Genomic DNA, 25,622 nt, shown 5'->3' with positions numbered 1-25,622 from the left:
TCAAGCTTCCTTCGCGCCATTCGCCCGCGGCGATATGTCCGGATTGTGGGGAACTCTACACTCTGTGTTGTTGACGGATTCCCCGTACCGGAAATTGTGAGCCAGCGTCTGAAGGCCCGCAGAAGGCCCGTGGACCCGATGATTGACCCGCACGTCCCGATCGACCCGCCGTTTCACGCCATCGCCGACCAGATCGCGCTCGGCATGGCGTTCCAGGTGCTGGTCCCCGCCGACGGGGCGCCGGCCCGGTTCACCTATGTCTCGCCGCGCTGTCTGGAAATGAACGGCGTGCCGGCCGCGGCGGTGCTGGCGGACACCGACGCCTTCTACGGTCTGCTGCTTCCCGAGCACCGGGCGCGGCTGAGGACCATCGCCGCGGCGGCCGCCGCCGGTCTGGAGTCCGTGGAAATGCAGGTCGCCCTGGCGCGGCCGGACGGCGAGGTGCGTTGGAGCCGGATCACGGCGGCGCCGCACCGCCTGGAGAACGGTGACCTGGTCTGGGACGGCCTGCAGATCGACGTCACCGACCGGCAGCGCGCGGAAACGGAGCTGGAGGAGGAACACCGCCGGCTGGAGATGGCGGCGGAGGCTACCGGCCTCGGGTTCTGGGAGCTCGACATGCGCACCGACGCCCTGGTCTGGACCGAGCGCAGCAAGGCGATCTTCGGCCTGCCGGCGGACGCGGAGATCACGGCGGACTCCTATAAGAAATCAATCCACCCGGACGACCGGGAGATGGTCGGCGCCAACTACAGAAAGGCCGTCGGGACGCCGGGCGGCGGCGACTTCGCCAGCGAGTATCGCGTGACGATCCCGTCGGGCCAGACCCGCTGGGTGCTGTCCCACGGGCGCGTGCTGTGGGACGACCGCGGCCCGCGCGTGGTGGTGGGCACCACGCTCGACGTGACGGAGCGGCGCTCGGCCGAGGAGCGGCGGGCGCTGGTGATGGCCGAGCTGGCGCACCGGGGCAAGAACGGCCTGAGCTACATGATGGCCATGGTGCGGCAGGCCGCACGGCGGGCCGCCTCCGTGGCGGATTACGAGGCGGCGATCCTGTCGCGGCTGGAGGCGATGGCCCGCTCGCAGGATCTGGTGACGGAGGCGCAGGGCCGCTCCCTGCATCTGCCGACCCTGCTGGCGGCCGTGCTGCAGCCGTTCGACCAGGAGCGTTTCGACCTGGCGCCCGACCTGGCGACGGTCAAGCTCACCAACGAACTCACGCTCGGCCTGACCCTGCTGGTGCACGAACTGGCCACCAACGCCCTGAAATACGGGGCGCTTTCCAACGACGGCGGCCGGGTGAGCGTTGCCCGCGAGGCCGCCGCCCCGGGGTTGACGGTGATCCGGTGGAAGGAGGCCGGCGGGCCGCCGGTGGCGGCGCCCGGGCAGTCGGGATTCGGCGCCCGCCTGATGCACCGGGCGCTGCGCGAGCAGGGCGGCCGGGTCGAAGGGCGCTACGAGCCCGGCGGTTTCGTCGCCCGGCTGGAGTTTCCGACGCCGCTGTAGGAAATCGCCCCGGCGCGGCCGTGCTTTACGCGCGGTTCACTACGAACGCTTAGCCTGCGGGCCCGATGCGTTTGTATTTAGCCCTGATTTTACTGCTCGCCGGCCCGGGTTCCGCCAGGGCGGGCGACCTGGCCGTGTCCGTCAGGACCACGGCGGGCAGGCCCGTGGCCGACGCCGTGGTGATGGTCCGGCCGCAGGCGGGGGTCCCGCGCGGGCCGATCCGCTTCCCCTGGCCCTATCGCATGGCCCAGAAGTCGATGCAGTTCGCGCCCTTCGTGCTGATCGCCCCGGTGGGGGCGGACGTGTCCTTTCCCAACCTCGACCTGGTGCTGCACCATGTCTATTCGTTCTCGTCGGCCAAGACCTTCGAGCTGAAGCTTTACGGTCACGACGAGACCCGCAACGTGCATTTCGACAAGCCGGGCGTGGTGGCCGTGGGCTGCAACATCCACGACGGCATGGTGGGCTTCATCCGGGTGGTGGACACGCCCTATGCGGCCAAGACCGACGCGGCCGGCGAGGCGGTGATCCACGACCTGCCGGCGGGGGCGGCGGCGGTCATCGTCTGGCATCCGTACCTGAAGGCGCCGCGCAACGAGGCGGCGCGCGACGTGACCCTGACGGCGGCGGCTTTGCGGCTGAATGTCGCGGCCGACCTGCGGACCCCGCCCATGCGGCGCGGCGGCTACTGATGTTCCGGCGCCTGCACGTCAAGCTGACGGTGCTGTACGCCACCCTGTTCGGCGTCACCCTGCTGCTGGTGTCGGCGGCGGCCTATTCGGCGATCTCGGACAACGCCCGCCGCCAGGTGCGCGGCGAGCTCACCGCCTCGGGGGCGGTGTTCGACCGGGTGTGGTCGCTGCGCTCGGACCAGCTGCGCGAAGGCGCCGGCCTGCTCTCGCGCGACTTCGGGTTCCGCGAGGCGGTGGCGTCGCGCGACGAGGCCACCATCGTCTCGGCGATGGAGAACCTGCGCAGCCGCTTCGGCATCGACCTGGCGTTCATCATCGGCGTCGACGGCCGGGTGAGCGCGCTGGACGCCGGCCCCATCCGCGCGCACGCCGCCGACCTCGCGGCGGCGCTGAACGAGGCGGATGATCCCGCGGGGGTGATCACCCTCGGCGGCTCCCCCTACCAGGTGGTGGCGGCGCCGATCCTGTCGCCGGACCTGATCGGCTGGGTGGTGTTCGGCTCCAGGCTGGACACGCAGGAAATGTCGTCCCTGGAGCGGCTGGCGGCGATCCCGCTCAAGGCCGCGGTGCTGCGCAGGGGCCCGGCGGGCTGGGAGGGCGGCGATCCCCGCGAGCAACGGGTCGTGAGCCGGTTCATCGACGACGCGCTCGCCCGGCGCAGCGCCGAGGCGCAGGGCTTGGCGGGCGTGCGGGGCGCGGCCGTGGCGCTGGTCAAGCCGCTGGACTCCCTGACGGGACGGGACAAGGCGGTGCTGCTGCTGCGCTATCCGCTGGCCCAGGCCTTGGCGCCCTACCGGGCGCTGCTGGCGGTGATCGTGGCGGCCGGCGCAGCGGGCCTGGCCCTGGTGGTGGTGGGAAGCTGGGTGCTCGCCCGGCGGCTGACCCGGCCGATCGCCGCACTCGAGGCGGCCGCCCACCGCCTGCAACGAGGCAAGGAGGCGCACGTCGCCGTCACCACCGACGACGAGATCGGCCGCCTCGCCGAAAGCTTCAACACCATGGCCACCGAGATCGGCGACCGCGAGCGGCGGATCACTCACCAGGCCCTGCATGACGCCGAGACCGGCCTGCCGAACCGGCTGGCGCTGGAGCACGCCGCCGACGCGCAAGGCGTCCGCGGCGGGATCTTCGTGGCGGCGGTGGGCGTCGACCGCTTCGCCTATGTGCGCGGCGCCATCGGCTATTCGCTGGCGGCCCAGGTGATCCGCATGACCGGCAACCGGCTGGCGGGCCTCGAGGGCGGCGCGCGGGTGGCGAGGCTGTCCACGGACGTGCTGGGCTGCACCCTGAGGGCGGAGACGGCGGCGGAGGCCGAGGCGGCCGCAGCCCGCGTTCTGGCCGAGCTGGAGCAGCCGCTGAACGTCGGCGGCGACACCATCGACGTGGCGCTCAGCGTGGGCCTGGCGCCCCTGTCGCCGGGGGCGGGGGGTGCCGCCCAGGCCATCGAGCAGGCCAACATCGCCCTGGACCAGGCGCGCGCCGGCCGGCGCAAGATCGCCGCGTTCGACGCGGCGGCCTATGGCGACCCCTCGGCCAACCTCTCACTGATGAGCGGCATGCTGAACGCCATCGAGGTCGGCCAGATCGAGCTGTTCCATCAGCCCAAGTACGACGTGCGCGGCGCGCGGGTCACCGCCGTCGAGGGCCTGGTGCGCTGGCGCCACCCGCAGCGGGGCATGCTGCGGCCGGACCTGTTCGTCCCCATGGCCGAGGAGACCGGCCACATCCGCAACCTGACCGACTGGGTGCTGCGCCGGGCCATCGCCGACCAGGCGGTGCTGCTGGGCCGGGGACATGACGTGGAGGTGTCGGTGAATATCTCCGGCCGCCTGCTGGGCGACCGCGACTTCGCCGACTTCGCCATCGCCGAGGTGAACCGCACGCGCGGGCGGATCTGCTTCGAGATCACCGAGACGGCGGTCATCGAAAACCCGGATCTGGCGCTGGAGATGATCGACCGCTTCGCCGAGGCGGGGATATCGATCTCCATCGACGATTTCGGCACGGGCCTGTCGTCGCTGGCCTACCTGAAGCAGATCCGCGGCCACGAACTGAAGATCGACAAGGCGCTGATCGAGGGCGTCACCGAAAGCCAGCGTGACGCCCTGATCGTCCGCTCCACCATCGACCTGGCCCACAGCCTGGGCCTGAAGGTGACCGCCGAAGGGGTGGAGACCAACGCCGCCTACGCCATCCTGGCGGGGATGGGGTGCGACAATGTGCAGGGCTACCTGATCGCCAAGCCCCAGCCGCTAAACGAACTTTTGAAGTTTCTGCACGAAGATAAGGCCAAGGTTCGCCGATACGGCTGACGGGGACGGGCCGTGGGACTTCGAGAATGCGCCGCTGGACTGGTCGCCGCCGCTACCCTGTCGGTGACGGGAACCTGCGCCCAGGCCCAGATCTTCGGTCCTGAGACCCTGCACGGGATCGCCGACGTCCGCGTCAGCGCGGCGGACGGCGAGAAGAGCTGGCTCTACGGCGGCTTCGGCAAGACCGCGGTCTCTGGCGACGGCGGCGGGGTCAAGGTCAAGCCCAGGCTGGCCGAGGCGGCGCTGGAGTGGAAGCCGCGGTTCAGCTTCGCGGTCAGCGGCGTGCTGGCCCTCGAGCTGCAGCCGCAGGTCCATCCCGCCTTCGACGTTTCCGAAGCCTATCTGAAGCTGCAGGCGCCGCCGAGCCCCGCGGGCCGGATCTCCGGGCGGGTCGGCTATTTCTATCCGCCGGTCTCGATGGAGCACGACGGGACGGCCTGGACCACGCCCGACATGCTCTCGGCCTCGGCGCTGAACAGCTGGATCGGCGAGGAGGTCAAGGTCGTCGGCGCCGAGGGCACGATCACCCACGCCTTCGGCCGGCACGAAGTCTCGGCCACCGCGGCGGTGTTCGGCTGGAACGACACCTCCGGCACGCTGCTCAGCTTCCGCGGCTGGGCGCTGCATGGGATCAAGGCGGGATGGCGCACCGACTACGACCTGCCGCCGCTCTCGGCCTTCATGGCGACCAAGCAGGCCGAGGAGACCTACCCCCGCCTCGAGCTGGACAACCGCGTCGGCTACTACGGCCGCCTGGAATGGCGCCCGCCTGCGCCGGTTAGCTTCAACGCCCTCTACTACGACAACGTCGGCAACCGCATCGCCGTGGAGAACCTGCAGTGGGCCTGGGAGACCCGGTTCCTCAACATCGGCATGCGCTGGGACGTGGACGAGCGCACCAAGGTCCTGGCCCAGGCGATGAACGGCGAGACCCTGATGGGCTACCGCATGCCCGGCGGGATCTGGGTCGATGTGGGCTACCGCGCGGCCTACCTGCTGGCCTCGCGCGGCTACGGCGCGCACGCGCTGAGCGGCCGCATCGACTGGTTCGAGACCAACGACCGCACCTTCAAGGTGCTCGACAACAACGACGAGGAGGGCTGGGCGCTCACCGGCGCCTGGCGCCATCACCTGGCGTCCCACGCCGACCTGGTGTTCGAGGCCCAGCATGTCTCCTCGAAACGCCCGTCCCGCGCGCTGGCGGGAACTGCGCCCAAGCAGAGCCAAAACGTCCTGCAGACAGCGCTGCGGCTGTCGTTCTGACGGCTTGCGGAACGGCGGCCGGGCGTCGATAAGCAATCCGCGCCGCAGTCGTGACGTGGCGGGATCGCAAGGATGTACCTATGCCGAGAGTGCTGCCGGAACCGACGCCGGAAACCCGTCACTTCTGGGAAGGCTGCAAGGCCGGCGAGCTTCGGCTCCAGCGCTGCGCCGACTGCGCCAAGTCCTACTTTCCGCCGCGGCCGTTCTGCCCGCACTGCGCCAGCCGCAACGTCGAAGTCTACGCCGCCAGCGGCGAGGCCACACTCTACTCCTTCGTCATCAACCAGCGTCCGCGTCCGGACATGGGAAAGGAGCCGTACGCCATCGCCGTTGTCGAACTGACGGAGGGGCCGCGGATGATGACCAACATCATAGGCTGCCCGCAGACGCCGGAGGCGCTGCAGCTCGACATGCCGCTGAAGGTCACCTTCCAGAAGGAGAGCGACGACATCTCGCTCCCGCTTTTCCAGCCGGCGGGGAGCTGAGGTCATGAAGCGCAACGCCGTCGCGGTCGTCGGGGCCGCGGAAACCACCAAGCTCGGCTTGATCCCGGAGCTGTCGGTGATCGGGCTGCACGCCGACGCTGCGCTCAACGCCATGCGGGACGCAGGCCTGAAGCCGTCGGACATCGACGGCGTGGCCACCGCCGGGGACACTCCCCAGTCGATCGCCGCCTACCTGGGAATCACGCCTCGCTGGGTCGACGGCACCAGCGTCGGCGGCTGCTCGTTCATGCTGCACGTGCGCCATGCGGCGGCGGCCATCGAGGCGGGCTACTGCAACACGGTGCTGATCACCCACGGGGAGTCCGGCAAGTCGCGGGTGGGCGTCGGGCGGTGGTTCATCCCGCCGACCAGCCTTGCGGGCCAGTTCGAGATGCCTTACGGCGTCGCCGCCGCCCCCACCATGTTCACCATCCCGGTGCTTCGCTACCTGAAGGAGACCGCGGGCACGGTGGAGGACCTTGCCCGCGTGGCCGTGATCCAGCGGGAATGGGCGGCCAAGAACCCCCGCGCCAGCCAGAAGGAGCCGATCACCGTCGACGACGTGCTGAACTCGCCGATGATCGCCTGGCCGTTCCGCAGGCTGATGTGCTGCCTGGTCACCGACGGCGGCGGCGCCCTGATCCTGACCAGCGCCGAGCGGGCCAAGGACTTCCCGACGAAGCCGGTCTATGTGCTGGGAACCGGCGAGAGCGTCGAAGGCCCGATGATCAGCATGATGGAGGACTTCTCCACCTCGCGGGCCTTCCGGATCTCGGGCGCGGCGGCCTTCGCCGAGGCCGGCATCGGCCACGCCGACGTGGACCATCTGATGATCTACGACGCCTTCGCCCACCTGCCGCTCTACGGCCTGGAGGACCTGGGCTTCTGCAAGCGGGGCGAGGCCAAGGACTTCATCCGTGAGCGGAACACCGCGCCGGGCGGCAAGCTGCCGATGAACACCAACGGCGGCGGCCTCTCCTACATGCACTCCGGCATGTACGGCATGTACGCTTTGCAGGAGAGCATACGCCAGATGCGCGGGATCGCCCCGGCCCAGGTTCCGGGCGCGAAGATCGCGGTGTGCCATGGGGTGGGCGGCATGTTCGCCGCCGCCGGCACGATCATCTTCACGAACGAGGGGTAAGCCTCTCCGCATCGATGGAAGAGGCGGCGGCTCAGCGGTTGCGCTTCACGAAGCCCCGGACGGCCGTGACGACGCGGTCCTGGTCATCAGCCTGCAGATAGGGGTGCATCGGCAGGCTGATGACCGTCGCCGCCTTGGCCTCGGTGACCGGCAGCCCTCCGGGGCCCTGCGGGAAGCCTGCGTAGGGCGGCTGGCGGTGGATCGGGATCGGGTAATAGACGGCGGTGGGCACGTCCTGCTCGCGTAGATGCGCCGCCAGCGCGTTGCGCTCCGCGACCTCGATGGTGTACTGCGCCCAGACGCTGGTCCCGCCGGCGATCACCGTCGGTGTACGGACCACGTCGCCCAGGCCTTCCTCATAGCGATCGGCCACCCGGTTGCGGGCGGCGATCTCGTCCTCGAAGATGGTCAGCTTCTGCAGCAGCACCGCCGCCTGCAGGGTGTCCATGCGGCTGTTCATACCGATGCGCAGGTTCAGGTATTTGGGGTCATGCTCGAAGGTGCGGCCGGCGATGTCCGAGGCGGTGGCCTGGCCGTGGACGCGCAGGGAGACCAGGGTCTCGTGCAAGGCGGCGTCCTTGCTCAGCACCGCGCCGCCGTCGCCGTAGCAACCCAGCGGCTTGGCCGGGAAGAACGAGGTGGTGGTCACGTCCGCCCAGTGGATGGGATGGCGTCCGGAGAGCGTGCAGCCGAAGCCCTGGGCGGAGTCGGCGATCAGCTTCAGGCCGTGCGCCTGCGCCACGGCGGCCAGCGCCGGGTAATCCGCGGGCTGGCCGAACAGGTCCACGGCGATGACCGCCCGGGGCGTCAACCGGCCCTCGCGGCGCACGGCGGCGACGGCGGCGTCCAGGGCGTCGGGATCCAGGGTGTAGGTGTCGGGCCGGATGTCGACGAACACCGGCGATGCGCCCACCAGCGGCATGACCTCGGCGGTGGCGGCGAAGGTGAAGGAGGGGCAGAAGACCGCGTCGCCCGGACCGATCCCCCAGGCCATCAGCGGCAGCACCAGCGCCTCGGTGCCGCTGCCGCAGGACAGCGCGTGCGGCGCCTGGCCGAAACGGGTGAGCTCGGTTTCCAGGGCGGCGATCTCCGGGCCCATGACATAGGCGCCTGAGCGGACCACCTTGAGTATGGCGTCCTCCAGTGGCTGGCCGAGGCGCTTGCGCTGGGCCTGGAGGTCGATGAACGGAATCGACATGGGGAGCGTCCGGTGGCTAGATTCGCGGGCTTCATGCCACGGGCTCGTGCTGCGCCGCAAAACACGCTTGGTGTCGGATTCTTGCGACCCCGCGGGCAGGCGGCGCGCCGCCTGCCCGAATGGGTGGAAGGTCGAACGCAGGGAGAGACGTCATGGAGCGACCGAAGGCGCTGGTCACCGGGGCCAGTCGGGGCATCGGCAAGGCGATCGCCATCGAGTTGGCCAGGGCGGGCTATGACGTGGCCGTCTCCGCCCGGACGGTGCGCCCCGGGGAGACGCGCGACAATTCGCTGAGCGTCCACCGTACCGACAGCCGCCCGTTGCCGGGCAGCCTGGAGGAGACGGCGGCGCTGGTCGAGGCCGCGGGCGGCCAGACGCTGACGGCGGCCGCGGACCTGACGGACAGGGCCTCGGTTGGCGCCTGCGCCCAGCTGTTGCTGGACCGCTGGGGGAAGGTCGACCTTCTGGTGCACAACGGCCGCTACCTGGGGCCCGGCTTGATGGACGTGTTCCTGGACACGCCGGTGGACGCCTACGGCAAGTTCTTCGAAGCCCATTGCATCGCGCCGATCATCCTGACCAAGGCGCTGTTGCCGGGCATGCTGCAGCGAGGCCGCGGACAGGTGGTGACCATTACCTCCGGGGCGGCCTACGTCGCCCCGTCGGCGCCGGCCGGCCAGGGCGGCTGGGGCCTGGGCTATGCGGTGGGCAAGGCGTCCGGCCATCCGCTCGTCGGCGTGCTGCACGCGGAGTTCAAGGATCGCGGCGTCCGGGCCTTCAACGTCCAGCCGGGGTTCGTCGGCACCGAGCGCAACCAGTTGTCGGTGCGCGAGTACGGCAAGGAACTGGTGGGCGCGGCGCCGCCGTCGGTGATCGGGGCCGTAGTGTCGTGGCTGGTGACGTCCGACGAAGGCGCAGCATTCTCGGGCCAGACCGTCGAGGCGCAGGACCTGTGCCGCGAGCGGGGGCTGCATCCGGCGTGGGACTGAGGGAGCCGGCGCGCGCGTCCTAGCCCTGGTCCAGGACGATGTTCTCGGCGGCCCCCCCCCCCCGGGGGGGGCAGTCGGGCATATTGCACGTGGGCGTCTAGCTGAGCCGCAGCCCGGGCGATCACCGTGGAGCCGACGCCGTAGGTCGCGGGCTTCGAGGGCGGCGGTCCGCCTTCCTCCCGCCAGCGGATGATCAGCTCGTCGCGCTTGTTCCGCCGCCAATCGATGTGGACCCGGCCTTCGTCCGTCGACAGGGCGCCGTACTTGGCGGCGTTGGTCGCGAGCTCGTGGAGGATCATGGCCAGGGATTGAGCGGCGACGGGCTTGAGAGGGAGGGAGCGCCCGCCGATCCAGGCGCGGGCGTCCTCGCCCATATACGGCGCCAGCTCCTCGCTCACGAGCGGTTGCAGGTCCACCCCCATCCAGCGGATCTTTGCAAGAAGGCTGTGCGCCCGTGCAAGCGCCTCGATGCGCCCGCCGATGGCCTCCTTGTACGCCTCGACGTCATCGCCCTTGGTGAGCCGGACGATCGACTGCACCACCGACAGCAGATTGTTGGCGCGATGGTTCACTTCGTGGGTCAGCAGCCGCTGCTCTTCTTCCGCCGCCTTGCGGTCGGTGACGTCCACCAGCATGTTCACCGCGCCGACCAGCCTGCCCGTGTCGTCGAACAGCGGCGTGGGATAGGGCAGGAAGGTCACGCGGGAGCCGTCCGGCCGCTCCGCAATCGCTTCCACGCCACGCACCGGCCGTCCTTCCCGCAGGGTGATGGCCATCGGGCATTCGCTATGCGGCAATGGAACGCCGTCGATATCGTAAAGCCGCCAGGTTACGCACCAGAGCTCGCCCATCGCCGGGCGGCGGCCGGCGAAGGTCGCCGCGGCCTCGTTGTAGCGGCTTTGGGCGGTTTCGAGCTGAATGATCTCGGCCTCGTGGAGCTCAACGTCTCCGAAGCGCGGCGCGGTATCCGGTTCGTGCGACATGTGCGGCCTGTGCGGGAGCGATGAAACGAGGTGCGTATATCCTGCGAGCGAGGGAAAGCGTCCAGCGGACGAGGAGTTCCCTCCGATCGCGCCCTGCGCGGCGGGCGTCCGCTCGTGCAGGTGAAATGCTGTCCGGGGAGGCATTGCGCGCCACGGACGGAAGCGGTTCAGATCGCGCGGTCCCGCCCCTCCCAGTAGCGTGCGCGGAGCTGGCTGCGGAGCACCTTGCCGGCCTCGGTGCGGGGCAGGTCGCGGGCGAAGTCGAGGGTGCGCGGGACCTTGAAGCCGGCCAAGCCCCCGCGGACGAAAGCCAGGATCTCCCCCGCGAGGGCGGGTGACGGCTCATAGCCGTCGCTGAGCTCGACCACGGCCTTGACCGCCTCGCCCCACTCGGCGTCGGGCACCCCGACGGTGGCGCAGTCGGCGACGGCGGGGTGCTTGAGGATCTCGTTGTCGATCTCCTGCGGATAGATGTTCACCCCGCCGGAGATGATCACCTCGGCGCTGCGGCCGGTGAGGAACAGGTAGTCGTCCTCGTCGAAATAGCCCACGTCGCCCGTGGTGAAGAAGCCGTCGCGGCGGGAGGCGCGGGTCTTCTCCGGGTCCTTGAAGTAGCACATCCCCTGAGGGGGCAGCTCATAGAAGACGCCGCCGCGCTGGCCGTTGGGGAGGTCGCGACCGTCCTCGTCGAGGATGCGGACCCGGGGCGGGGGCGGGGGGCGCCTGCCGACGCTGCCGGGCTTCTTGAGCCACGCCTCGCTGGTGATGACGAACGCCGCGCCGCCCTCCGAGGCGGAGTAGTACTCGTAGAGGATCGGACCCAGCCACTCGATCATCGCCCGCTTCACTTCCGGCGGGCAGGGGGCGGCGCCGTGGACCACGTAGCGCAGGCTGGAGAGGTCGTACTTCGCCTTCACCGCGTCTGGCAGGACCAGCAGGCGCTGGAACATGATCGGCACCAGGTGCATGTGGCTGATCCGGCGCTGATGGATGGTCTTCAGCACCAGCTCGGAGTCCCACCTGTTCAGGAAGGCCAGCGGCGCGCCGTTGTTCATCGAGGCGCGCACGTCGAAGGCCAGCGGGGCGGCGTGATAGGCGGGGCCGGCGCCGAGCTGCACGGAGCGGCCCGGTTGGTAGTGGGCGAGATTCAGCGCAGCGATGACCGCGTGCTGCACCGCGTTCGGCCGCAAGACGCCCTTGGGCCGGCCGGTGGTGCCGGAGGTGTAGAGCATGGTCTGGCCGAGGACCGGGTCGGGAATGTCCGAGCCGTCGAGGTCGTCCAGCGCCGGCTGGTAGTCGAGGAAACCGGGGGCCGGGGCGCCGATGGCCACCTTAACCGCCAGGCGCGGACATCCGGCGGCGGCGGGCGCCACGGCCGGCACGGCGGTCTCGGCGAAGAGGGCCTTGGCCTCGCAGTTGTCGATGATGTAGGCCAGCTCGGCGGCGGTCAGGCGCCAGTTGACCGGGGTGATGCGGAAGCCGCCGCGCAGGGTCGCGGCCAGGACCTCGACGTACTCCGCCCGGTTGCCGCAGACCAGGGCCACCGCGTCGCCGGGCTGCAGGCCACGGGCGCGCAGCAGGCGGACGATGCGGTTGGCGGCGGCGTTGACTTGGCCCCAGGTGCGGACGCCGCCGTTCGGGTCGTAGATCTGCACGGCGTCCGGCTGGACGCGGGCCCAGACGGCCTGGGTCATGCCGCTCGCCCCGGCGGCCTGGGCCTCGGGCAGGAAGCGGCTCAGGTCTTCGGTCAAGGCGCCCTCCCGGCAAGCTGTGGCGGACGATGGCAGGCGAACGCGCCCGCGACAACGCCCAGCGGCGAAGCCGGCCGCCTACGCCGGACGGAAGACGAAGACGTCGCCGACGTCGCCCAGGCGGATCGGCGCGCGGTCCGGGACCAGCCCCGCCTCGGCGGCGAAGGGGACCGGGTCGGCGGCGTAGAAGGTCTGCCGCTCGAAGCTGCGCGTCTCCACCGCGCCGGCGGCGTTGGTCACCACATAGTCCAGCACCTGGTCCATGCGGCCGATGGCGGGACGGAAGCTGCGCTCGCGCACGAAGAGCTGCAGGGTGCGCCCGGCCTCCCCCGTGGGGGTGCGCATGACCGGCAGGCTGGCGTCGGCGGGTCCCGGCCGGGCCATCAGCTCCGCCAGGGGCAGGTGGACGGCGCAGCGTCCGGCGGGCTTCAGGTGGCGGGCGATCACCCGGAAGACGTTGCGCCAGGCGGCGCCGGCCGGCAGGTGGGCCAGGCCGAAGAACGCGCAGACCACCGCGTCGAAGCGCCGGTCGAGGTTGAGCGCCGCCATGTCGCCCTGGCGCAGCGAGATGCGGCCGGCAATTCCGGGGGCCAGCGCGGCGCGCTTGGCCTGGGCCTGCTCCAGCATGGCCGGGGCGAGGTCGACGCCTTCCACCTGGAAGCCGCGGCGGGCCAGCGCCACGGCCAGCCGGCCGGTGCCGCAGCCGAGCTCCAGGAACGTCCCGCCCGGCGGCGCGAGGCCGGCGTAGAGCTCGACGTCGCCCTCCAGCGTGGCGTCCAGGCTGGTGACGAGGTCATAGTAGCGGGCGCTCAGGCCCCGCTCGGAATAGTAAGGACGCGACTCTGGCACAGGGGTACGCAACGCAAGGGTGTGGGGAGGATTGTCGTCTTACATGGCCTCCATTGCGCCGACGATGTGGCGGGCCCACAAAAGACCGTGAACGCTGACCGCCTGCGGAGGCCCCCTGTGAAGCTCAACCTGACCCGCCTGGCCCTGATCGTGCTGGCTCCGCTGATCCTCTCCGGCTGCGGGATCAACACCATTCCCACCAAGGAGGAACGGGCCAAGGCGCAGTGGGCCGAGGTGCAGAACCAGTACCAGCGCCGGGCCGATCTGATCCCCAACCTGGTGGAGACGGTGAAGGGCTATGCGGCCCAGGAGCGCGACGTGCTGGTGGCGGTGACCCAGGCGCGGGCCTCGGCCACCCAGACCAAGGTGGACGCCTCGACGCTCACCGACCCGGCGGCGTTCCAGAAGTACCAGGCGGCGCAGGACAACCTCTCCGGGGTGCTGGGCCGGCTGATGGTGATCTCGGAACGTTATCCAGACTTGAAGTCGAACCAGAACTTCCTGGCCCTGCAGAGCCAGCTCGAAGGGACGGAGAACCGGATCAGCATCGCCCGGCGCGACTACAATGAGGCGGTACGCGACTACAACACCGAGATCCGCACCTTCCCCGGCGCGCTGTGGGCCGGGATGGTGCACCGCTGGGCCAAGCCGATGGTGACCTTCACCGCCACCTCCCAGGCGCAGACGGCGCCCAGCGTCAATTTCAACACCGCGCCCGCCGCCCCGTCCGTCTCGATGGCGCCGGTTCCGGCGACGAAGTGATTGTAGCCGTGGCGCCAGAGTCCTTCCCCCTCGATGGGGGAAGGACAGGGTTGGGGGTGCTCGCACGGGACTCGAGAAAAAGCGCGAGTTGGCGCCGACCGTCGCTCTTCCTTCCACGCGGGCGGCCACACCCCCACCCAACCCTCCCCCATCGAGGGGGAAGGCTGTTCATTGCGCTTCTTTTCCTCTTCCTCGCCTCTCTCGCCCACGCCGCGCCCAGCTTCCCGCCGCTGACCGGACGGGTAGTGGACGACGCCCACGTGCTGTCGCAGCCGGCGCAGGCGAAGCTGACGGCCGAGCTGGCGGACCTGGAGGCCCGGACCGGGCGGCAGGTGGCGGTGGCCACCATCCCCGACCTGCAGGGCTATGCGATCGAGGACTACGGCTACCAGTTGCTGCGGACCTGGGGGATCGGGCGCAAGGGCGTGAACGACGGGGCGATCCTGATTGTCGCGCCCGGTTCGCGGAAGGTGCGCATCGAGGTGGGCTACGGCCTGGAGCCAGTGCTGACCGACGCGCTGTCCAGCGTGATCCTGCAGGAGCGGGTGCTGCCGCAGTTCCGCGCAGGCAAGGTGGAGGCGGGGATCGTCTCCGGGACCGAGGCGGTCATCGAGCAACTCGCCCTGCCGGACGACCAGGCCAAGGCGAAGGTCGCCCAGGCGGCGGCGCCGAAGGCCGCCAGGGACGCCGGGCCGCACATCTCCGGGCTTGTGGTGTTCCTGCTGGTGTTCTGGGTGCTGGCGAGCCTGATGCGCGGGCGCCGTGGCGGCGGGGCCTGGTGGCTGCTGCCGCTGATCCTTTCGGGACGCGGCGGCGGCGGCGGCTTCGGCGGTGGTGGCGGGTTCTCCGGCGGCGGGGGGTCCGGCGGCGGCGGCGGCGCCTCGGGGAGCTGGTGAGATGATGAGCCCGAAGGATCGCGAAGCCATCGAGGCCGCGGTGCGCGAGGCCGAGGCGCGCACGCGGGGTGAGATCTACTGCGTGGTGGCCCAGGCCGCCTCCGACTATCGCGAGGTGGTGCTGGCCTGGGCGGCGGGGGTGGCGCTGCTGGCGCCGGCGCTGCTGCTGGCGGGCGGGGTGCAGATCAGCGCGCCGGACCTGACGGGCGGCTGGACGGCGGCGCAGGTGGGCGACGTGGCGAGCCGTGCGGCGCGGGCGGCGCTGACCGGGGCGATCCTGCTGCAGGCGGCGCTGTTCCTGGTCACCGCCCTGGTGGTCGCCTTGCCGCCGGTGCGCCGGGCCCTGACGCCGAAGGCGCTGAAGCGGCATCGCGTGCGGGAGAAGGCGCAGGAGCAGTTCCTGAGCCGCAACTTGCGCGCCACCCGGGAGCGGACCGGCGTGCTGATCTTCGTGGCCGTGGACGAGCGCATGGCCGAGATCGTCGCCGACGAGGGGATCGCCTCCGCCGTCGGCCCCGAGGTTTGGACCCGGGCCATGGCGGCGCTGGTGGAGGGGCTGAAGCGGGGCGAGCCCGCGGCCGGGTTCGCCGCGGCGGTCGGCCTGTGCGGCGACGTGCTGGCGGAGCACTTCCCGCTCCGGGCGGACAACCCCGACGAACTGCCCGACAGCCTCGTGGAGCTGCCGCGGGGTTAACTTCGGGTTGGGGCGCCGGCCCGGGAAATACGCCCGATCCTTAGGCGTTCCGCGCTCATTTTGTCGGCGGGGGAGCTTCAATATTGCCTGCAGACGCCGTCGTGGCCATGCCCCCGGGGCAAGAGGACAAGGCGCAGACGCGCAATGAGAGTGCTGATTATCGATCCGGACGAGGCCCGCGCCGCCCTCGTCGCCGAGGGACTGGGCGATGTCCGGCCGCAGGACGTGCGCCGCGTCGCCACCTTCGAAGAGATCGAGTCCGACCTGGCGAGCTTCGCGCCGGACGTGATCGTCATTGCCTGCGACAGTCCCGACCGCGACGTGCTGGAAAGCCTGCGCGACGCCACCGAGGCCAATCCCAGGCCGGTGGTGATGTTCGTGGACCGCTCCTCCCCAGGGCTGGCGGAGGCGGCGGTGGAGGCGGGGGTCGCGGCCTATGTGGTGGACGGCCTCTCCGCCGGCCGCGTGCGGCCGGTGCTGGAGGTGGCCATGAGCCGCTTCGATCTGATGCAGAAACTGAGGTCCGAGCTGGCGAAGGCCAAGGCGGACCTCGCGTCGCGCAAGGCGATCGAGCGGGCCAAGGGATTGTTGATGAAGGAGCGCGGGATCGACGAGGACCAGGCCTACGCCGTGCTGCGCAAACTGGCGATGGACGCGGGCCGTTCGATCGGGGCGGTGGCCAACGACCTGCTGACCTACGCCGGCGTGCTCAAGGGAACGCCGAAATGAGCGGTCTTCGGGACTTCCGCCTGGGCTTCATCGCCCTCAACGACTGCGCCCCGCTGGTGGCGGCCAGGGAGAAGGGCTTCTTCGAGGCCGAGGGCCTTCGCGTGGAGCTGAGCCGCGAGGCGTCCTGGGCCAACATCCGCGACAAGGTGGCGATGGGGGCGCTGGACGGGGCGCACATGCTGGGCCCGCTGCCGATCGCGGTGAACCTGGGCCTCAGCGGCGAACGGACGCCGATGATCACGCCCATGTCGCTGAACCTGAACGGCAGCGCGATCACGGTCTCCAAGGCCCTGGCCGACGCCATGCGCGCCGCCGACCCCGAGGGCATGGCCGCCCGGCCGCGCACCGCCGATCCCCTGGCCAGGGTTGTCGCCGCCCGTCGCCAGGCCGCCGCGCCACCGCTGACCTTCGCGGTGGTGTTTCCCTTCTCCGTGCACAATTACGAGCTCCGCTACTGGATGGCGGCGGCGGGGATCGACCCCGACCGCGACGTCCGCATCACCGCCGTGCCGCCGGCGCGGATGAACGCCCGGCTGGCGGCGGGCGACATCGATGGCTTCTGCGTGAGCGCGCCCTGGAACGCCCAGGCGGTGCAGGACGGCCACGGCGAAATCATGATCTACGCCGCCGAGTTCTGGCGGGTGGGGCCCGACAAGGTGTTCGGCGTCACCGAGGCCTGGGCGGAGCGCAACCCCGACGCCCTGCGCGCGATGCTGCGGGCGCTGATCCAGGCCGCCGCCTGGGCGGATGAGCCGGGCAACCGCGCGGAGCTGGCCACGATCCTGGCGCACGAACGCTACGTGGACGCCCCGGAAGAGGTGGTGGCCCGCTCGCTGGTGGGCTCGCCGCCCTATGCGCCCGGGGAGCCCGGCCCCGACAGCCTGGACTACATCATCTACCACCGCTACGCGGCGAGCTTTCCCTGGCGCAGCCACGCGGTCTGGTTCCTCACCCAGATGCTGCGCTGGGGCCAGATCGGGCCGGAGGTGGACATCGCTGCGGCGGCGGAGGCGGCCTACCGTCCCGACCTCTACCGCGAGGCCGCCGCCGACCTGGGCGCGCCGGCCCCTGTCGTCGACGAAAAGGTGGAGGGCCTGCACAGCGGCCCGTGGATGCTGGACGAGGCCACGGCCCCGATCGCCATGGCGCCGGACCTGTTCTTCGACGGGCGGAAGTTCGATGCGGGCCAGCCCCAGAAATATGCCGCGGGCTTCGAAATCGGGCGGACGCGGCGCTGAACCGGCGATCTGAGGCCGGGGTCTCGCCCGTTTTTTGTGCGATGCACCGGAAGTGGGCGCCCAGCCGAAAAGCAGGCGATTGAAAAGTGGTCGCCAAGCGTGCCGCACCGATGGTTCGCATTGCAGCCTGAGCGCGGCGGTGGCCCGTTGAGGTCCGACACCGCGAGGCAATGACGCTTCGCAAGGCCTGAGAGGGCCGCCGGCGAACGAACGCCGGGTCACAGATGGACACCGACGTCCGAGTGGGCTCACGCCCGCCGGGCGTTTTTTTGTTTTGGCTTGGGGGATAGCCATGAGGCTTTCGAAACACGCGCTTTTGCGCGCGACGGTGCTTGCCGTCTTGGCCTGGGGAACAGCCGCGGCGGCTCAGGCGCCGCCCACGGAGGCGCCGCCCGCCGCGGGGCCCGCCGTGGCGGAGGATGGACTTGGGGACGGCCCGCCCATCAGCGCGCCGCCTGCGGAAGCGCCCGCGCCGGCGCTGGCCGCAGCGCAGGGACCGCCGCCGGCCCCGCCCACGATCAGCGACGCCATCACCGGCGGCAAGTTGCTGCTTGAGGTCCGCGCGCGCTACGAGGACGTCGACCAGACCCGCACGGCCACGCTCACCCGGCGCGGCGAAGCGTTCACCGTGCGCACCCGCCTGGGCTGGGAAACAGCCGACTGGCGCGGGTTCAGGGGACTCGTCGAGTTCGAGGACGTCCGCCAGGTCGGCGCGGAGCACTACGCCGTTAACGTGCCGGGGGCTGCGACGCCGCCGCTGAACGGGGCCGACAAGGCAAAGTTCCCGGTCATCAACGACCCGGACGTGACCGAGCTCAACCGCCTGCAGCTCACCTGGACGCCCAGTGCGGCGCTGCAGGGCACGCTGGGCCGCCAGCGGATCCTGATCGACGACCAGCGGTTCGTGGGCAACGTCGGCTGGCGCCAGGACGAGCAGACCTTCGACGCCGGACGCATCGATGCGGCCTACGGCAAGTTCAAGGCCACCTACGCCTATGTGACCCACGTCAATCGGGTGCTGGCCGAGCTGCGCGACTGGGACTCCGACAGCCACCTGTTCAACGCCACCTGGTCGCTGTCCGAGCCCTTGAAGCTGCAGGGCTTCGTCTATGCGCTGGACTTCGGCAACTCGGTGGCAAACTCGTCGGTCACCAAGGGGGTGAAGGCCTCGGGCAAGACCTGGGTCGGCCTGTTCCAGCTGGCCTACAACGCCACCTACGCCAACCAGCGGGACTATCGCCACAACACGCCGAACTACAGCCTCGACTACTGGGGTGCGGACCTCGCCGGGACCTTCGACATCTACACGGCCAAGGTCTCCTACGAGTCGCTGGAGGGCAACGGGACCCGGGGCTTCACCACGCCCTTGGCCACCACCCACGCCTTCCAGGGCTGGGCGGACGCCTGGGTGCAGCCGCTGGGCGGCAACAAGGGCTTCGTGGACGGGCTGAAGGACCTGAACTTCAGCGTGAACATCAAGCCGCGGTTCAAGGCGACCTATTTCTTCAACAGCGACATTATCGTCCGCTACCACGACTTCAACGACCAGCGGACCGGCGCGAACCTCGCCCACGAGTGGGACGCCCAGCTGCAGGCGGCGATCAATCCCAAGCTCACCGCGGCGCTGAAGTACGCCGACTTCAAGCGGGTGAAGGGCGTGCCGCTCGGCACGGCGACCCCGCCGCCGTCGCGGACCAAGATCTGGTTCACCCTCGAATACAAGCTCTGACCGAAACACTCCGTTTGCGGACGAAATCATCATGACCAAAGTCAAGACCATCGCCATCGACCAGAAGGGTCTCACGCGCCGCGGCGCCCTCACGGCCGCGGCGGCGACCATCGCCGCCGCCAAGGCTCTGCTGCCCAGCGGCGCCTTCGCCGCCGGGCCGGGCCCGGAGGTGAGCAAGGCGCGCCTGGGCTTCATCGCGCTCACCGACTCCTCGCCGCTGATCATCGCCAAGGAGCGGGGCCTGTTCACCAAGTACGGCATGCCCGACGTGGAGGTGCTGAAGCAGGCCTCCTGGGGCGCGGTGCGCGACAACATGGTGCTGGGCTCGGCCGGGGGCGGCATCGACGGCTCGCACATCCTGACCCCGATGCCCTACCTGTTCACGACCGGGCAGGCGACCGGCGGCAAGCCGCTGCCGATGAACATCCTGGCCCGCCTGAACCTGAACGGCCAGGCGATCTCGGTCGGCAACGACCTGAAGGTCGTGAAGGTGGGGCTGAACTCCGATGGCGCGAAGGCCAAGTTCGCCCAGCTGAAGGCCGCCGGGGATATCGCCAAGGTGGCGATGACCTTCCGGGGAGGGACGCACGACCTGTGGGTCCGCTACTGGCTTGCTGCGGGCGGCATCAATCCCGAGACCGACGTCGCCACCATCGTCATCCCGCCGGCGCAGATGGTGGCGAACCTCAAGGCCGGAACCCAGGACGCCTTCTGCGTCGGCGAGCCCTGGGGCGGCCAGACCGTCAACCAGAAGATCGGCTACACGGCCTGCCTGACCTCCGAGCTCTGGATGAACCATCCGGAGAAATCGCTGGGGATGCGCGCCGACTGGGTCGCCAAGTACCCGCGCGCCGCCGAGGCTATCACCATGGCGGTGATGGAAGCCCAGATGTGGTGCGACAAGATGGCCAACCGACCGGCCATGTGCTCGATCGTCTCCGGCCGCCAGTACATCAACGTGCCGATGGGCGACATCCTGCCCCGGCTGCAGGGCACGGTGGACTATGGCGACGGCCGTACGCTCAAGGGCTCCGGGCATGTCATGAAGTTCTGGGCCGACAACGCCTCCTTCCCCTGGAAGTCGCACGAGCTATGGTTCCTGACCGAGGACGTCCGCTGGGGCGTCCTGCCGGCGTCCACCAACAAGATGGCGCTGGTGAACAAGGTCAACCGGGCGGACATCTGGCGCGCGGCGGCCAAGGGTCTGGGCGTGGCCGCGCCGGCCTCGGACAACCGCGGCGTCGAGCGGTTCTTCGACGGCAAGGTCTTCGACCCTTCGAACCCTGCCGCCTACCTCGCCAGCCAACCGATCAAGAAGCTCGTCTGACGGCGATCCGAAGGAGCGTACCCATGAGCCTGCCAGCCCTGTCGATCACGCCGGCCCCGGCCCCGGCCCGCTCCGCCGCGTCGGCCGCCGAGCTGGAGCCGGCGCCGCGCCGCGCCGCCTCGCCGCGCCTGGGCGAGCGTCTGAAGGCGCTGGCGGGCGTCGTGGCGCCGCCGGCCGTCACCCTGCTCGTCGTCCTGGTGGTCTGGGAGGTGCTGGCGGGTTCGGCCTCCTCCGGCCTGCCGGCGCCCAGCCGGGTGTGGCTGGACTCGAAGGACCTGATCCTCAACCCGTTCTTCGATCACGGCGGCGTGGACAAGGGCCTGTTCTGGCATGCGCTGACCAGCCTGAAGCGGGTGGCGGTGGGCTTCGGCCTGGCCGCCGTCGCAGGCGTCGCCCTGGGGGTGCTGGTGGGCTCCAGCAGGCTGGCGCACCGGGGCCTCGACCCGATCTTCCAGGTGCTGCGCACCGTGCCGCCGCTCGCCTGGCTGCCGATCTCGCTGGCGGCGCTGCGGGAGGCCAACCCTTCGGCCCTGTTCGTGATCTTCATCACCGCCATCTGGCCGGTGGTGATCAACACCGCCGTGGGCGTGCGCAACATCCCGCAGGACTACCGCAACGTCGGCCGGGTGCTGCGGCTCTCGCCGCCGGAGTATTTCTTCACCATCCTGCTGCCGGCGGCCACGCCCTACATCTTCACCGGCCTGCGCATCGGGGTCGGCATGAGCTGGCTGGCCATCATCGCCTCCGAGATGCTGCTGGGCGGCGTCGGCGTCGGCTTCTTCATCTGGGACCAGTACAATTCGTCCCGCATCTCCGACATCATCGTGGCCCTCGTCTGGGTCGGCCTGGTCGGCTACGCCCTCGACCGGCTGATCGCTCTGCTCGGCCACATCGTCACCCGCGGCTCCACAGCGAACTGAGAGGACGCGCCATGCCCAAAGCCTATCTTTCGATCGAGCATCTGGGGATCACCTTCCAGTCGGGCGCGAAGAGCTCCGAGGTGCTGCGCGACGTGAACCTGCAGGTCGACCGTGGCGAGTTCGTCTCGATCATCGGCCACTCCGGCTGCGGCAAGTCCACGCTGCTGAACGTGGTGGCGGGGCTGCTGCCGGTTACCACCGGGGCGGTGATCCTGGATGGCATGGCGGTGGACAGCCCCGGCCCGGACCGGGCGGTGGTGTTCCAGAACCACTCCCTGCTGCCGTGGCTGAACGTCTACGAGAACGTCCGGCTGGCGGTGGACAAGGTGTTCCGGAACGGCAAGAGCCGCGCCGAGCGCCATGCCTGGACGATGCACAACCTGGCGCTGGTGCACATGGCCCACGCCAAGGATAAGCGGCCGTCGGAGATTTCCGGCGGCATGAAGCAGCGGGTGGGCCTGGCCCGGGCGCTGGCCATGGAGCCCAAGGTGCTGCTGCTGGACGAGCCCTTCGGGGCGCTGGACGCGCTGACCCGCGCCAACCTGCAGGACAGCGTCATGGAGATCCACGCCCAGCTGGGCAACACGGTGCTGATGATCACCCACGACGTGGACGAGGCGGTGCTGTTGTCCGACCGGATCGTGATGATGACCAACGGGCCGGCCGCGACCATCGGCGAGATCGCCGCTGTGGCGCTGGACCGGCCGCGCAACCGCATCGCGGTGGACGCCACCGCGCCTTACGTGGCGGCGCGCCATGCGGTGATCGAGTTCCTCTACGCCCGCCACGCCTCGGTGCGCGAGGCGGCTTAGCTGTCGAAGCTACGAAGGTTGTTCACCCGGGGAGCGGTCTGAACGAAGCTGGGGTTGCGCGCAGGGCTGACGTAGAACGGCGTCACCGCGGCGGGATGGCCGGCGCGGGCCAGGAAGAAGCAGCCGACGGCGCTGAGCGAGCCGGGGTCCATGATCCCCACCGCCGGATGGTCCCAGATGAACACCAGGTCGCTGACGCCCTGGGCGGCCAGGCGGCCGGAGGCCCATTCCAGGCCGTAGGCGCTGGGGTCCCGGGCCGCGGCGACCCACCAGAGGGCGCGCACGTCGGCGGGGGCCGGCTCCGGCGGACTTGCCCGCAATCCGCGCCGCGCGGCGCGACGGAAGGCGTCAGGGGCCGGTCTTCAACGCCAGGAAATCGAGGGCGTCGCCGATGGGGATGAAGGCGTTGAGGCCGCGCTGCGTGTCGTCGTCGCTCAGCGTCATCTCGGTGATCCCGATGACCCGGCCCCTCTCGTCCAGCAACGGGCCGCCGCTGTTGCCATGATCCACCACCACGTCGCTCTGAATGAACGCGAAGCCGTTGATCATCCGGTTGGCGGAGACGATCCCCTGGGTGACGGTGTTCTGTAGCGATTCCTTCAGCGGCGTGCCGACGGCGAACACCCTGTCGCCCACCGTTGGCGCGCCCCGCTGCAGCGCCAGGGGCGGGCGGCCGTGTGGGTCGGTCTTCACCAGGGCGACGTCGCGGCGCCGGTCGGCGCGGATCACCTCGCCGGTGGTCTCGAAGCCGTCGGACCAGCGGACGCGCACGGTCTTGGCGCTGCCGACCACGTGGTGGTTGGTGATCAGGAATCCGTCCTTCGAGACCAGGAAGCCACTGCCCATGGCGGCGCCGGTGAAAAGGGCGACAACCGAACCGGCGACGTCGGAAATGGGGCGCGGCGTTGCGGCCTTTGCACCGGCAAGCGTGATGGGGCCCGATATGCTGGGAGCGGACGGCGAGTCGGCTGCAGAGAGAATGACCTGCCGGAACGAAGTGTCGGCGAGGAGTGCACGAGTGTTCTCGCGTACCGCAGCGAGCAGGAGGAACTGAACGTCGCTAAGCCGAGTGAGTGAAAGCTTCGCACCGCCGCTCGTTTGCACTCGCGCCATGACTTCACGCTTCACTGGATCGTAGATCTGCCACTCTGCGTCGATCAGCATCGTTTCATTGATTTTATCCATAATATTAGCGCATGCATACGATTTTATATTTGTTATGCGGAGGCCAACTTGGTATTCTTCAGTCGGAGATGTTTCTTCGAAAAGACTTGATGCATTCAGTTTTATATATCCGACTTTGGCGAGTTCTTCGTTGAAGACTGGCTTAAACCGATCTACATCCAATTCGCTCTTGTCGGCGCTCCATCTCAATTCGACGGCGTCAAAGCAAGGGACTCCGCCGACATGTCTCCAGAGTTCCCCATCCTTCATGGAGATGACCGCCCGCGCGAGCGTCACTGGCCGGGGTGTAGCGCCAGGCGGCAGATGCGAGGATTCCACAGGCGGTGGCAGAACCGGCTTGGACATGCCGGCCTCGGCGGCGCCGGCCACAGTCCAGATCGCGACCGCGGCGGCCGCCAGAAACGCACGCATTCCAAACCCCCTCGGTTGCAGGTTCGCCATGATCTCGCCGCCCAGTCTCAACGGTAGGTTGCTTCGTTTTCCTTACCTGCAGACCAGCGAATTTAAGTTGCCAGTTTGTTCCAAGGTAGAGCTTCAGCGGTCCAGAGTCCACACCGCCGTGCGCTTCACCGCCATGTCCTCCAGTTCCCGCGTGGTGGGGACCTGGTATTCGGCCAGGCGCGTCAGGCCCTCGGCGGAGAAATAGCTGCGGCCGGGGTCGCCGATCAGCACCTCGGCGCCGGCGGCCCGCGCCGCGCGCAGCCAGGCCATGACCCGGCGGGCCAGCGGCTTCTCGTAGCAGATGTCGCCGGCCAGGATCACGTCGACGGCGGGGAGCGGGGCGTCCAGCAGGTCGTCCTCGGCCACCTCGACCGTGACGCTGTTGGCCGCCGCATTGAGCCGGGCGGCCTCGGCGCAGAAGCCGTCGATGTCGGCGCAGGCGACCGATGCGGCGCCGGCTCTCGCGGCGGCGATCCCGACGATGCCGGAGCCGGAGGCGAAGTCCAGCACGCGGCGGCCGGCCACGAGGCCCCGATTGTCGAGGACGTAGCGGGCCAGCGCCTGGCCGCCGGCCCAGGCGAAGGCCCAGAACGGCGGCGGCAGGCCGATCTTGGCCAGGGCCTCCTCGGTCATCCGCCAGATGGGCGTGATCTCGTCGGCCAGGTGCAGCACAAATTCCGGCGTGTGGGGCGGCGCCTGGAGGCGGGTGTTCTCCAGGATGAAGGCGCGGCGGTCGAGGATCACGTCACCGCCAGGGGACGCCGCCGGCCGCGAAGGCCGCGAACAGCAGGAGGCCGGTGAGCGCATTGGACCTGAAGAGCACGAGCGCCCGGCGCGGATCGTCCACGCGCACCCGGCCGGCCTGCCAGGCCAGGTGCAGGGCCGCCAGGGCGGCGGGCGCGAGGAACAGCGGCGAGAGGCCGGCGCTCCAGGCGGCGGCGACGGCGAGGGCGAAGCTCGCCAAGTAGAAGCCCGCCACCGCGCGCGGGGCGGCGGCACCCAGCCGGCGGGCGGAGGACTTCACCCCGGCCAGGGCGTCGTCCTCCAGGTCCTGGATCGCGTAGATGGTGTCGTAGCCCAAGGTCCAGAAGACGCCCGCGGCATAGAGCAGGGCGGCGGGCGGCCGCAGCGCTCCCGCCGCCGCGGCGAAGCCCAGCAGCGCGCCCCAGTTGAAGGCCAGGCCCAGCCAGGCCTGCGGCCACCAGGTGATCCGCTTCATGAACGGGTAGGCGGCCACGAGGGCCAGGGAGCCCACGCCCAGGCCGATCGCCAGCGGCGGCAGGGTGAGCAGGATGGCCAGCGCCGCCAGGCTGCAGCCGGCCAGGAAAGCCCAGGCCTGGCGCACGGTGATCTGGCCGGCGGGGATCGGCCGGCCGGCGGTGCGGGCCACCCGGGCGTCGATGTCGCGGTCGACGATGTCGTTGTAGGCGCAGCCGGCGGCGCGCATCAGGGCCGCGCCGGCGAAGATCTCGGCCAGCAGCGCCAGGTCGGGCGCCTGGCGCTGCATCGCCGCGGCCAGCGCCGCCCCCTGCCAGCCGGGCAGCATCAGCAGCCAGATCCCCGCCGGCCGGTCGAAGCGGCCGAGCTTCAGCCAGGGCCGCAAGCGCGCGGGCGCGCGCCGGTCCACCCAGTTGGCGGCGTCGGCGTCGGGAAGGGGAGCGGCGGTCACCGGCGCATCATAGGCGCCGTCGCGCCTCCTTGCGACGCCAAAGCCCGG

Annotated in this window: 23 protein-coding genes and 1 pseudogene; 16 read left to right on the top strand and 8 right to left on the bottom strand. The window is 70.2% G+C overall.

Going from position 1 to position 25,622, the window contains the following annotated elements; translation table 11 throughout:
- Positions 1-138: 138 nt before the first annotated feature.
- The 6 genes from VGL30_RS09955 (at position 139) to VGL30_RS09930 (ending at position 7,402) form a co-directional block, all read left to right on the top strand.
- The gene (locus VGL30_RS09955; RefSeq protein WP_331539430.1) at positions 139-1,506 is read left to right on the top strand and encodes a sensor histidine kinase; all 1,368 of its coding nucleotides are present in this window, start codon (positions 139-141) and stop codon (positions 1,504-1,506) included.
- Between the two features lie 65 nt (positions 1,507-1,571).
- Positions 1,572-2,198: a methylamine utilization protein gene (locus VGL30_RS09950; RefSeq protein WP_331539428.1), complete on the top strand. Its 627-nt coding sequence runs from the start codon at positions 1,572-1,574 to the stop codon at positions 2,196-2,198.
- Positions 2,198-4,510 (top strand): putative bifunctional diguanylate cyclase/phosphodiesterase, encoded by a 2,313-nt coding sequence (locus tag VGL30_RS09945; RefSeq protein WP_331539426.1) that lies wholly within the window; start codon positions 2,198-2,200, stop codon positions 4,508-4,510. The genes VGL30_RS09950 and VGL30_RS09945 overlap by 1 nt, the downstream gene beginning before the upstream one ends.
- A gap of 63 nt (positions 4,511-4,573) precedes the next feature.
- Positions 4,574-5,773: a hypothetical protein gene (locus tag VGL30_RS09940; RefSeq protein ID WP_331539424.1), complete on the top strand. Its 1,200-nt coding sequence runs from the start codon at positions 4,574-4,576 to the stop codon at positions 5,771-5,773.
- Between the two features lie 80 nt (positions 5,774-5,853).
- Positions 5,854-6,258: a Zn-ribbon domain-containing OB-fold protein gene (locus tag VGL30_RS09935; RefSeq protein ID WP_331539422.1), complete on the top strand. Its 405-nt coding sequence runs from the start codon at positions 5,854-5,856 to the stop codon at positions 6,256-6,258.
- 4 nt (positions 6,259-6,262) lie between these two features.
- Entirely contained in the window at positions 6,263-7,402 is a 1,140-nt protein-coding gene (locus VGL30_RS09930; RefSeq protein ID WP_331539420.1) for a thiolase C-terminal domain-containing protein, read from the top strand.
- Between the two features lie 31 nt (positions 7,403-7,433).
- Here VGL30_RS09930 and VGL30_RS09925 read toward each other — a convergent pair whose 3' ends face one another.
- Entirely contained in the window at positions 7,434-8,600 is a 1,167-nt protein-coding gene (locus VGL30_RS09925) for a DegT/DnrJ/EryC1/StrS aminotransferase family protein (RefSeq protein WP_331539418.1), read from the bottom strand.
- A gap of 152 nt (positions 8,601-8,752) precedes the next feature.
- Between VGL30_RS09925 and VGL30_RS09920 the strand changes: the two genes are divergently transcribed.
- Positions 8,753-9,589 (top strand): SDR family oxidoreductase, encoded by an 837-nt coding sequence (locus VGL30_RS09920; RefSeq protein WP_331539416.1) that lies wholly within the window; start codon positions 8,753-8,755, stop codon positions 9,587-9,589.
- Between the two features lie 419 nt (positions 9,590-10,008).
- On the opposite strand, the pseudogene VGL30_RS18815 reads toward VGL30_RS09920, so the two are convergent.
- The 3 genes and pseudogenes from VGL30_RS18815 to VGL30_RS09905 all read right to left on the bottom strand — a co-directional run.
- Positions 10,009-10,224 (bottom strand): annotated as a pseudogene (locus VGL30_RS18815) (HWE histidine kinase domain-containing protein); the annotation flags it as partial.
- Between the two features lie 515 nt (positions 10,225-10,739).
- Positions 10,740-12,323, bottom strand: coding sequence for an AMP-binding protein (locus VGL30_RS09910; protein WP_331539412.1), 1,584 nt, complete (start codon positions 12,321-12,323; stop codon positions 10,740-10,742).
- 78 nt (positions 12,324-12,401) lie between these two features.
- The gene (locus VGL30_RS09905; protein WP_331539410.1) at positions 12,402-13,184 is read right to left on the bottom strand and encodes a class I SAM-dependent methyltransferase; all 783 of its coding nucleotides are present in this window, start codon (positions 13,182-13,184) and stop codon (positions 12,402-12,404) included.
- A 105-nt stretch (positions 13,185-13,289) separates the two neighbouring features.
- Here VGL30_RS09905 and VGL30_RS09900 point away from each other — a divergent pair, with 105 nt between their 5' ends.
- The 9 genes from VGL30_RS09900 (at position 13,290) to VGL30_RS09860 (ending at position 22,279) form a co-directional block, all read left to right on the top strand.
- Complete coding sequence (locus VGL30_RS09900; RefSeq protein WP_331539408.1) at positions 13,290-13,934, top strand: LemA family protein; 645 nt, start codon at positions 13,290-13,292, stop codon at positions 13,932-13,934.
- 245 nt (positions 13,935-14,179) lie between these two features.
- Positions 14,180-14,830: a TPM domain-containing protein gene (locus tag VGL30_RS09895; protein WP_331539406.1), complete on the top strand. Its 651-nt coding sequence runs from the start codon at positions 14,180-14,182 to the stop codon at positions 14,828-14,830.
- 4 nt (positions 14,831-14,834) lie between these two features.
- Positions 14,835-15,524, top strand: coding sequence for a TPM domain-containing protein (locus VGL30_RS09890; RefSeq protein ID WP_331539404.1), 690 nt, complete (start codon positions 14,835-14,837; stop codon positions 15,522-15,524).
- A 144-nt stretch (positions 15,525-15,668) separates the two neighbouring features.
- Positions 15,669-16,253, top strand: a complete 585-nt coding sequence (locus tag VGL30_RS09885) for an ANTAR domain-containing response regulator (RefSeq protein ID WP_331539402.1) — start codon at positions 15,669-15,671, stop codon at positions 16,251-16,253.
- On the top strand, positions 16,250-17,491 hold the full coding sequence (locus VGL30_RS09880) for a CmpA/NrtA family ABC transporter substrate-binding protein (protein WP_331539400.1): 1,242 nt from the start codon (positions 16,250-16,252) through the stop codon (positions 17,489-17,491). The genes VGL30_RS09885 and VGL30_RS09880 overlap by 4 nt, the downstream gene beginning before the upstream one ends.
- A gap of 409 nt (positions 17,492-17,900) precedes the next feature.
- Entirely contained in the window at positions 17,901-19,220 is a 1,320-nt protein-coding gene (locus tag VGL30_RS09875; RefSeq protein WP_331539398.1) for an alginate export family protein, read from the top strand.
- A gap of 25 nt (positions 19,221-19,245) precedes the next feature.
- Positions 19,246-20,547, top strand: a complete 1,302-nt coding sequence (locus tag VGL30_RS09870) for a CmpA/NrtA family ABC transporter substrate-binding protein (protein ID WP_414694972.1) — start codon at positions 19,246-19,248, stop codon at positions 20,545-20,547.
- Positions 20,548-20,570: 23 nt separating this feature from the next.
- Complete coding sequence (gene ntrB, locus VGL30_RS09865; protein WP_331539394.1) at positions 20,571-21,467, top strand: nitrate ABC transporter permease; 897 nt, start codon at positions 20,571-20,573, stop codon at positions 21,465-21,467.
- 11 nt (positions 21,468-21,478) lie between these two features.
- Positions 21,479-22,279: an ABC transporter ATP-binding protein gene (locus tag VGL30_RS09860; RefSeq protein ID WP_331539392.1), complete on the top strand. Its 801-nt coding sequence runs from the start codon at positions 21,479-21,481 to the stop codon at positions 22,277-22,279.
- Here the strand turns inward: VGL30_RS09860 and VGL30_RS09855 are convergent.
- The 4 genes from VGL30_RS09855 to ubiA all read right to left on the bottom strand — a co-directional run bounded on the left by VGL30_RS09855 (position 22,276) and on the right by ubiA (position 25,574).
- Positions 22,276-22,599 carry a hypothetical protein gene (locus tag VGL30_RS09855; protein ID WP_331539390.1) on the bottom strand — a complete coding sequence of 108 codons (324 nt, stop codon included), beginning with the start codon at positions 22,597-22,599 and terminating at the stop codon, positions 22,276-22,278. The genes VGL30_RS09860 and VGL30_RS09855 overlap by 4 nt on opposite strands.
- Before the next feature lie 28 nt (positions 22,600-22,627).
- Positions 22,628-23,875 (bottom strand): S1C family serine protease, encoded by a 1,248-nt coding sequence (locus VGL30_RS09850; protein ID WP_331539388.1) that lies wholly within the window; start codon positions 23,873-23,875, stop codon positions 22,628-22,630.
- Positions 23,876-23,998: 123 nt separating this feature from the next.
- On the bottom strand, positions 23,999-24,649 hold the full coding sequence (locus tag VGL30_RS09845; protein ID WP_414694971.1) for a class I SAM-dependent methyltransferase: 651 nt from the start codon (positions 24,647-24,649) through the stop codon (positions 23,999-24,001).
- A gap of 1 nt (position 24,650) precedes the next feature.
- Positions 24,651-25,574, bottom strand: a complete 924-nt coding sequence (gene ubiA, locus VGL30_RS09840; RefSeq protein WP_331539386.1) for a 4-hydroxybenzoate octaprenyltransferase — start codon at positions 25,572-25,574, stop codon at positions 24,651-24,653.
- Positions 25,575-25,622 lie beyond the last annotated feature (48 nt).

The organism is Phenylobacterium sp. (assembly GCF_036502675.1).
Classification (GTDB): Bacteria; Pseudomonadota; Alphaproteobacteria; order Caulobacterales; family Caulobacteraceae; genus Phenylobacterium.
The sequence above is the reverse complement of the archived record's forward strand: the minus strand, read 5'-3'. Positions and strand labels throughout refer to the sequence as shown.

What these genes read in the sequence shown, in the direction of transcription:
- VGL30_RS09935 (WP_331539422.1), top strand. Translation starts at nt 5,854, where the DNA reads ATGCCGAGAGTGCTGCCGGAACCGACGCCGGAAACCCGTCACTTCTGG.
- ntrB (WP_331539394.1), top strand. Translation starts at nt 20,571, where the DNA reads ATGAGCCTGCCAGCCCTGTCGATCACGCCGGCCCCGGCCCCGGCCCGC.
- VGL30_RS09920 (WP_331539416.1), top strand. Translation starts at nt 8,753, where the DNA reads ATGGAGCGACCGAAGGCGCTGGTCACCGGGGCCAGTCGGGGCATCGGC.
- VGL30_RS09885 (WP_331539402.1), top strand. Translation starts at nt 15,669, where the DNA reads ATGAGAGTGCTGATTATCGATCCGGACGAGGCCCGCGCCGCCCTCGTC.
- VGL30_RS09945 (WP_331539426.1), top strand. Translation starts at nt 2,198, where the DNA reads ATGTTCCGGCGCCTGCACGTCAAGCTGACGGTGCTGTACGCCACCCTG.
- VGL30_RS09890 (WP_331539404.1), top strand. Translation starts at nt 14,835, where the DNA reads ATGAGCCCGAAGGATCGCGAAGCCATCGAGGCCGCGGTGCGCGAGGCC.
- VGL30_RS09930 (WP_331539420.1), top strand. Translation starts at nt 6,263, where the DNA reads ATGAAGCGCAACGCCGTCGCGGTCGTCGGGGCCGCGGAAACCACCAAG.
- VGL30_RS09955 (WP_331539430.1), top strand. Translation starts at nt 139, where the DNA reads ATGATTGACCCGCACGTCCCGATCGACCCGCCGTTTCACGCCATCGCC.
- VGL30_RS09850 (WP_331539388.1), bottom strand. Translation starts at nt 23,875, where the DNA reads ATGCGTGCGTTTCTGGCGGCCGCCGCGGTCGCGATCTGGACTGTGGCC.
- VGL30_RS09880 (WP_331539400.1), top strand. Translation starts at nt 16,250, where the DNA reads ATGAGCGGTCTTCGGGACTTCCGCCTGGGCTTCATCGCCCTCAACGAC.
- VGL30_RS09860 (WP_331539392.1), top strand. Translation starts at nt 21,479, where the DNA reads ATGCCCAAAGCCTATCTTTCGATCGAGCATCTGGGGATCACCTTCCAG.
- VGL30_RS09950 (WP_331539428.1), top strand. Translation starts at nt 1,572, where the DNA reads ATGCGTTTGTATTTAGCCCTGATTTTACTGCTCGCCGGCCCGGGTTCC.
- VGL30_RS09925 (WP_331539418.1), bottom strand. Translation starts at nt 8,600, where the DNA reads ATGTCGATTCCGTTCATCGACCTCCAGGCCCAGCGCAAGCGCCTCGGC.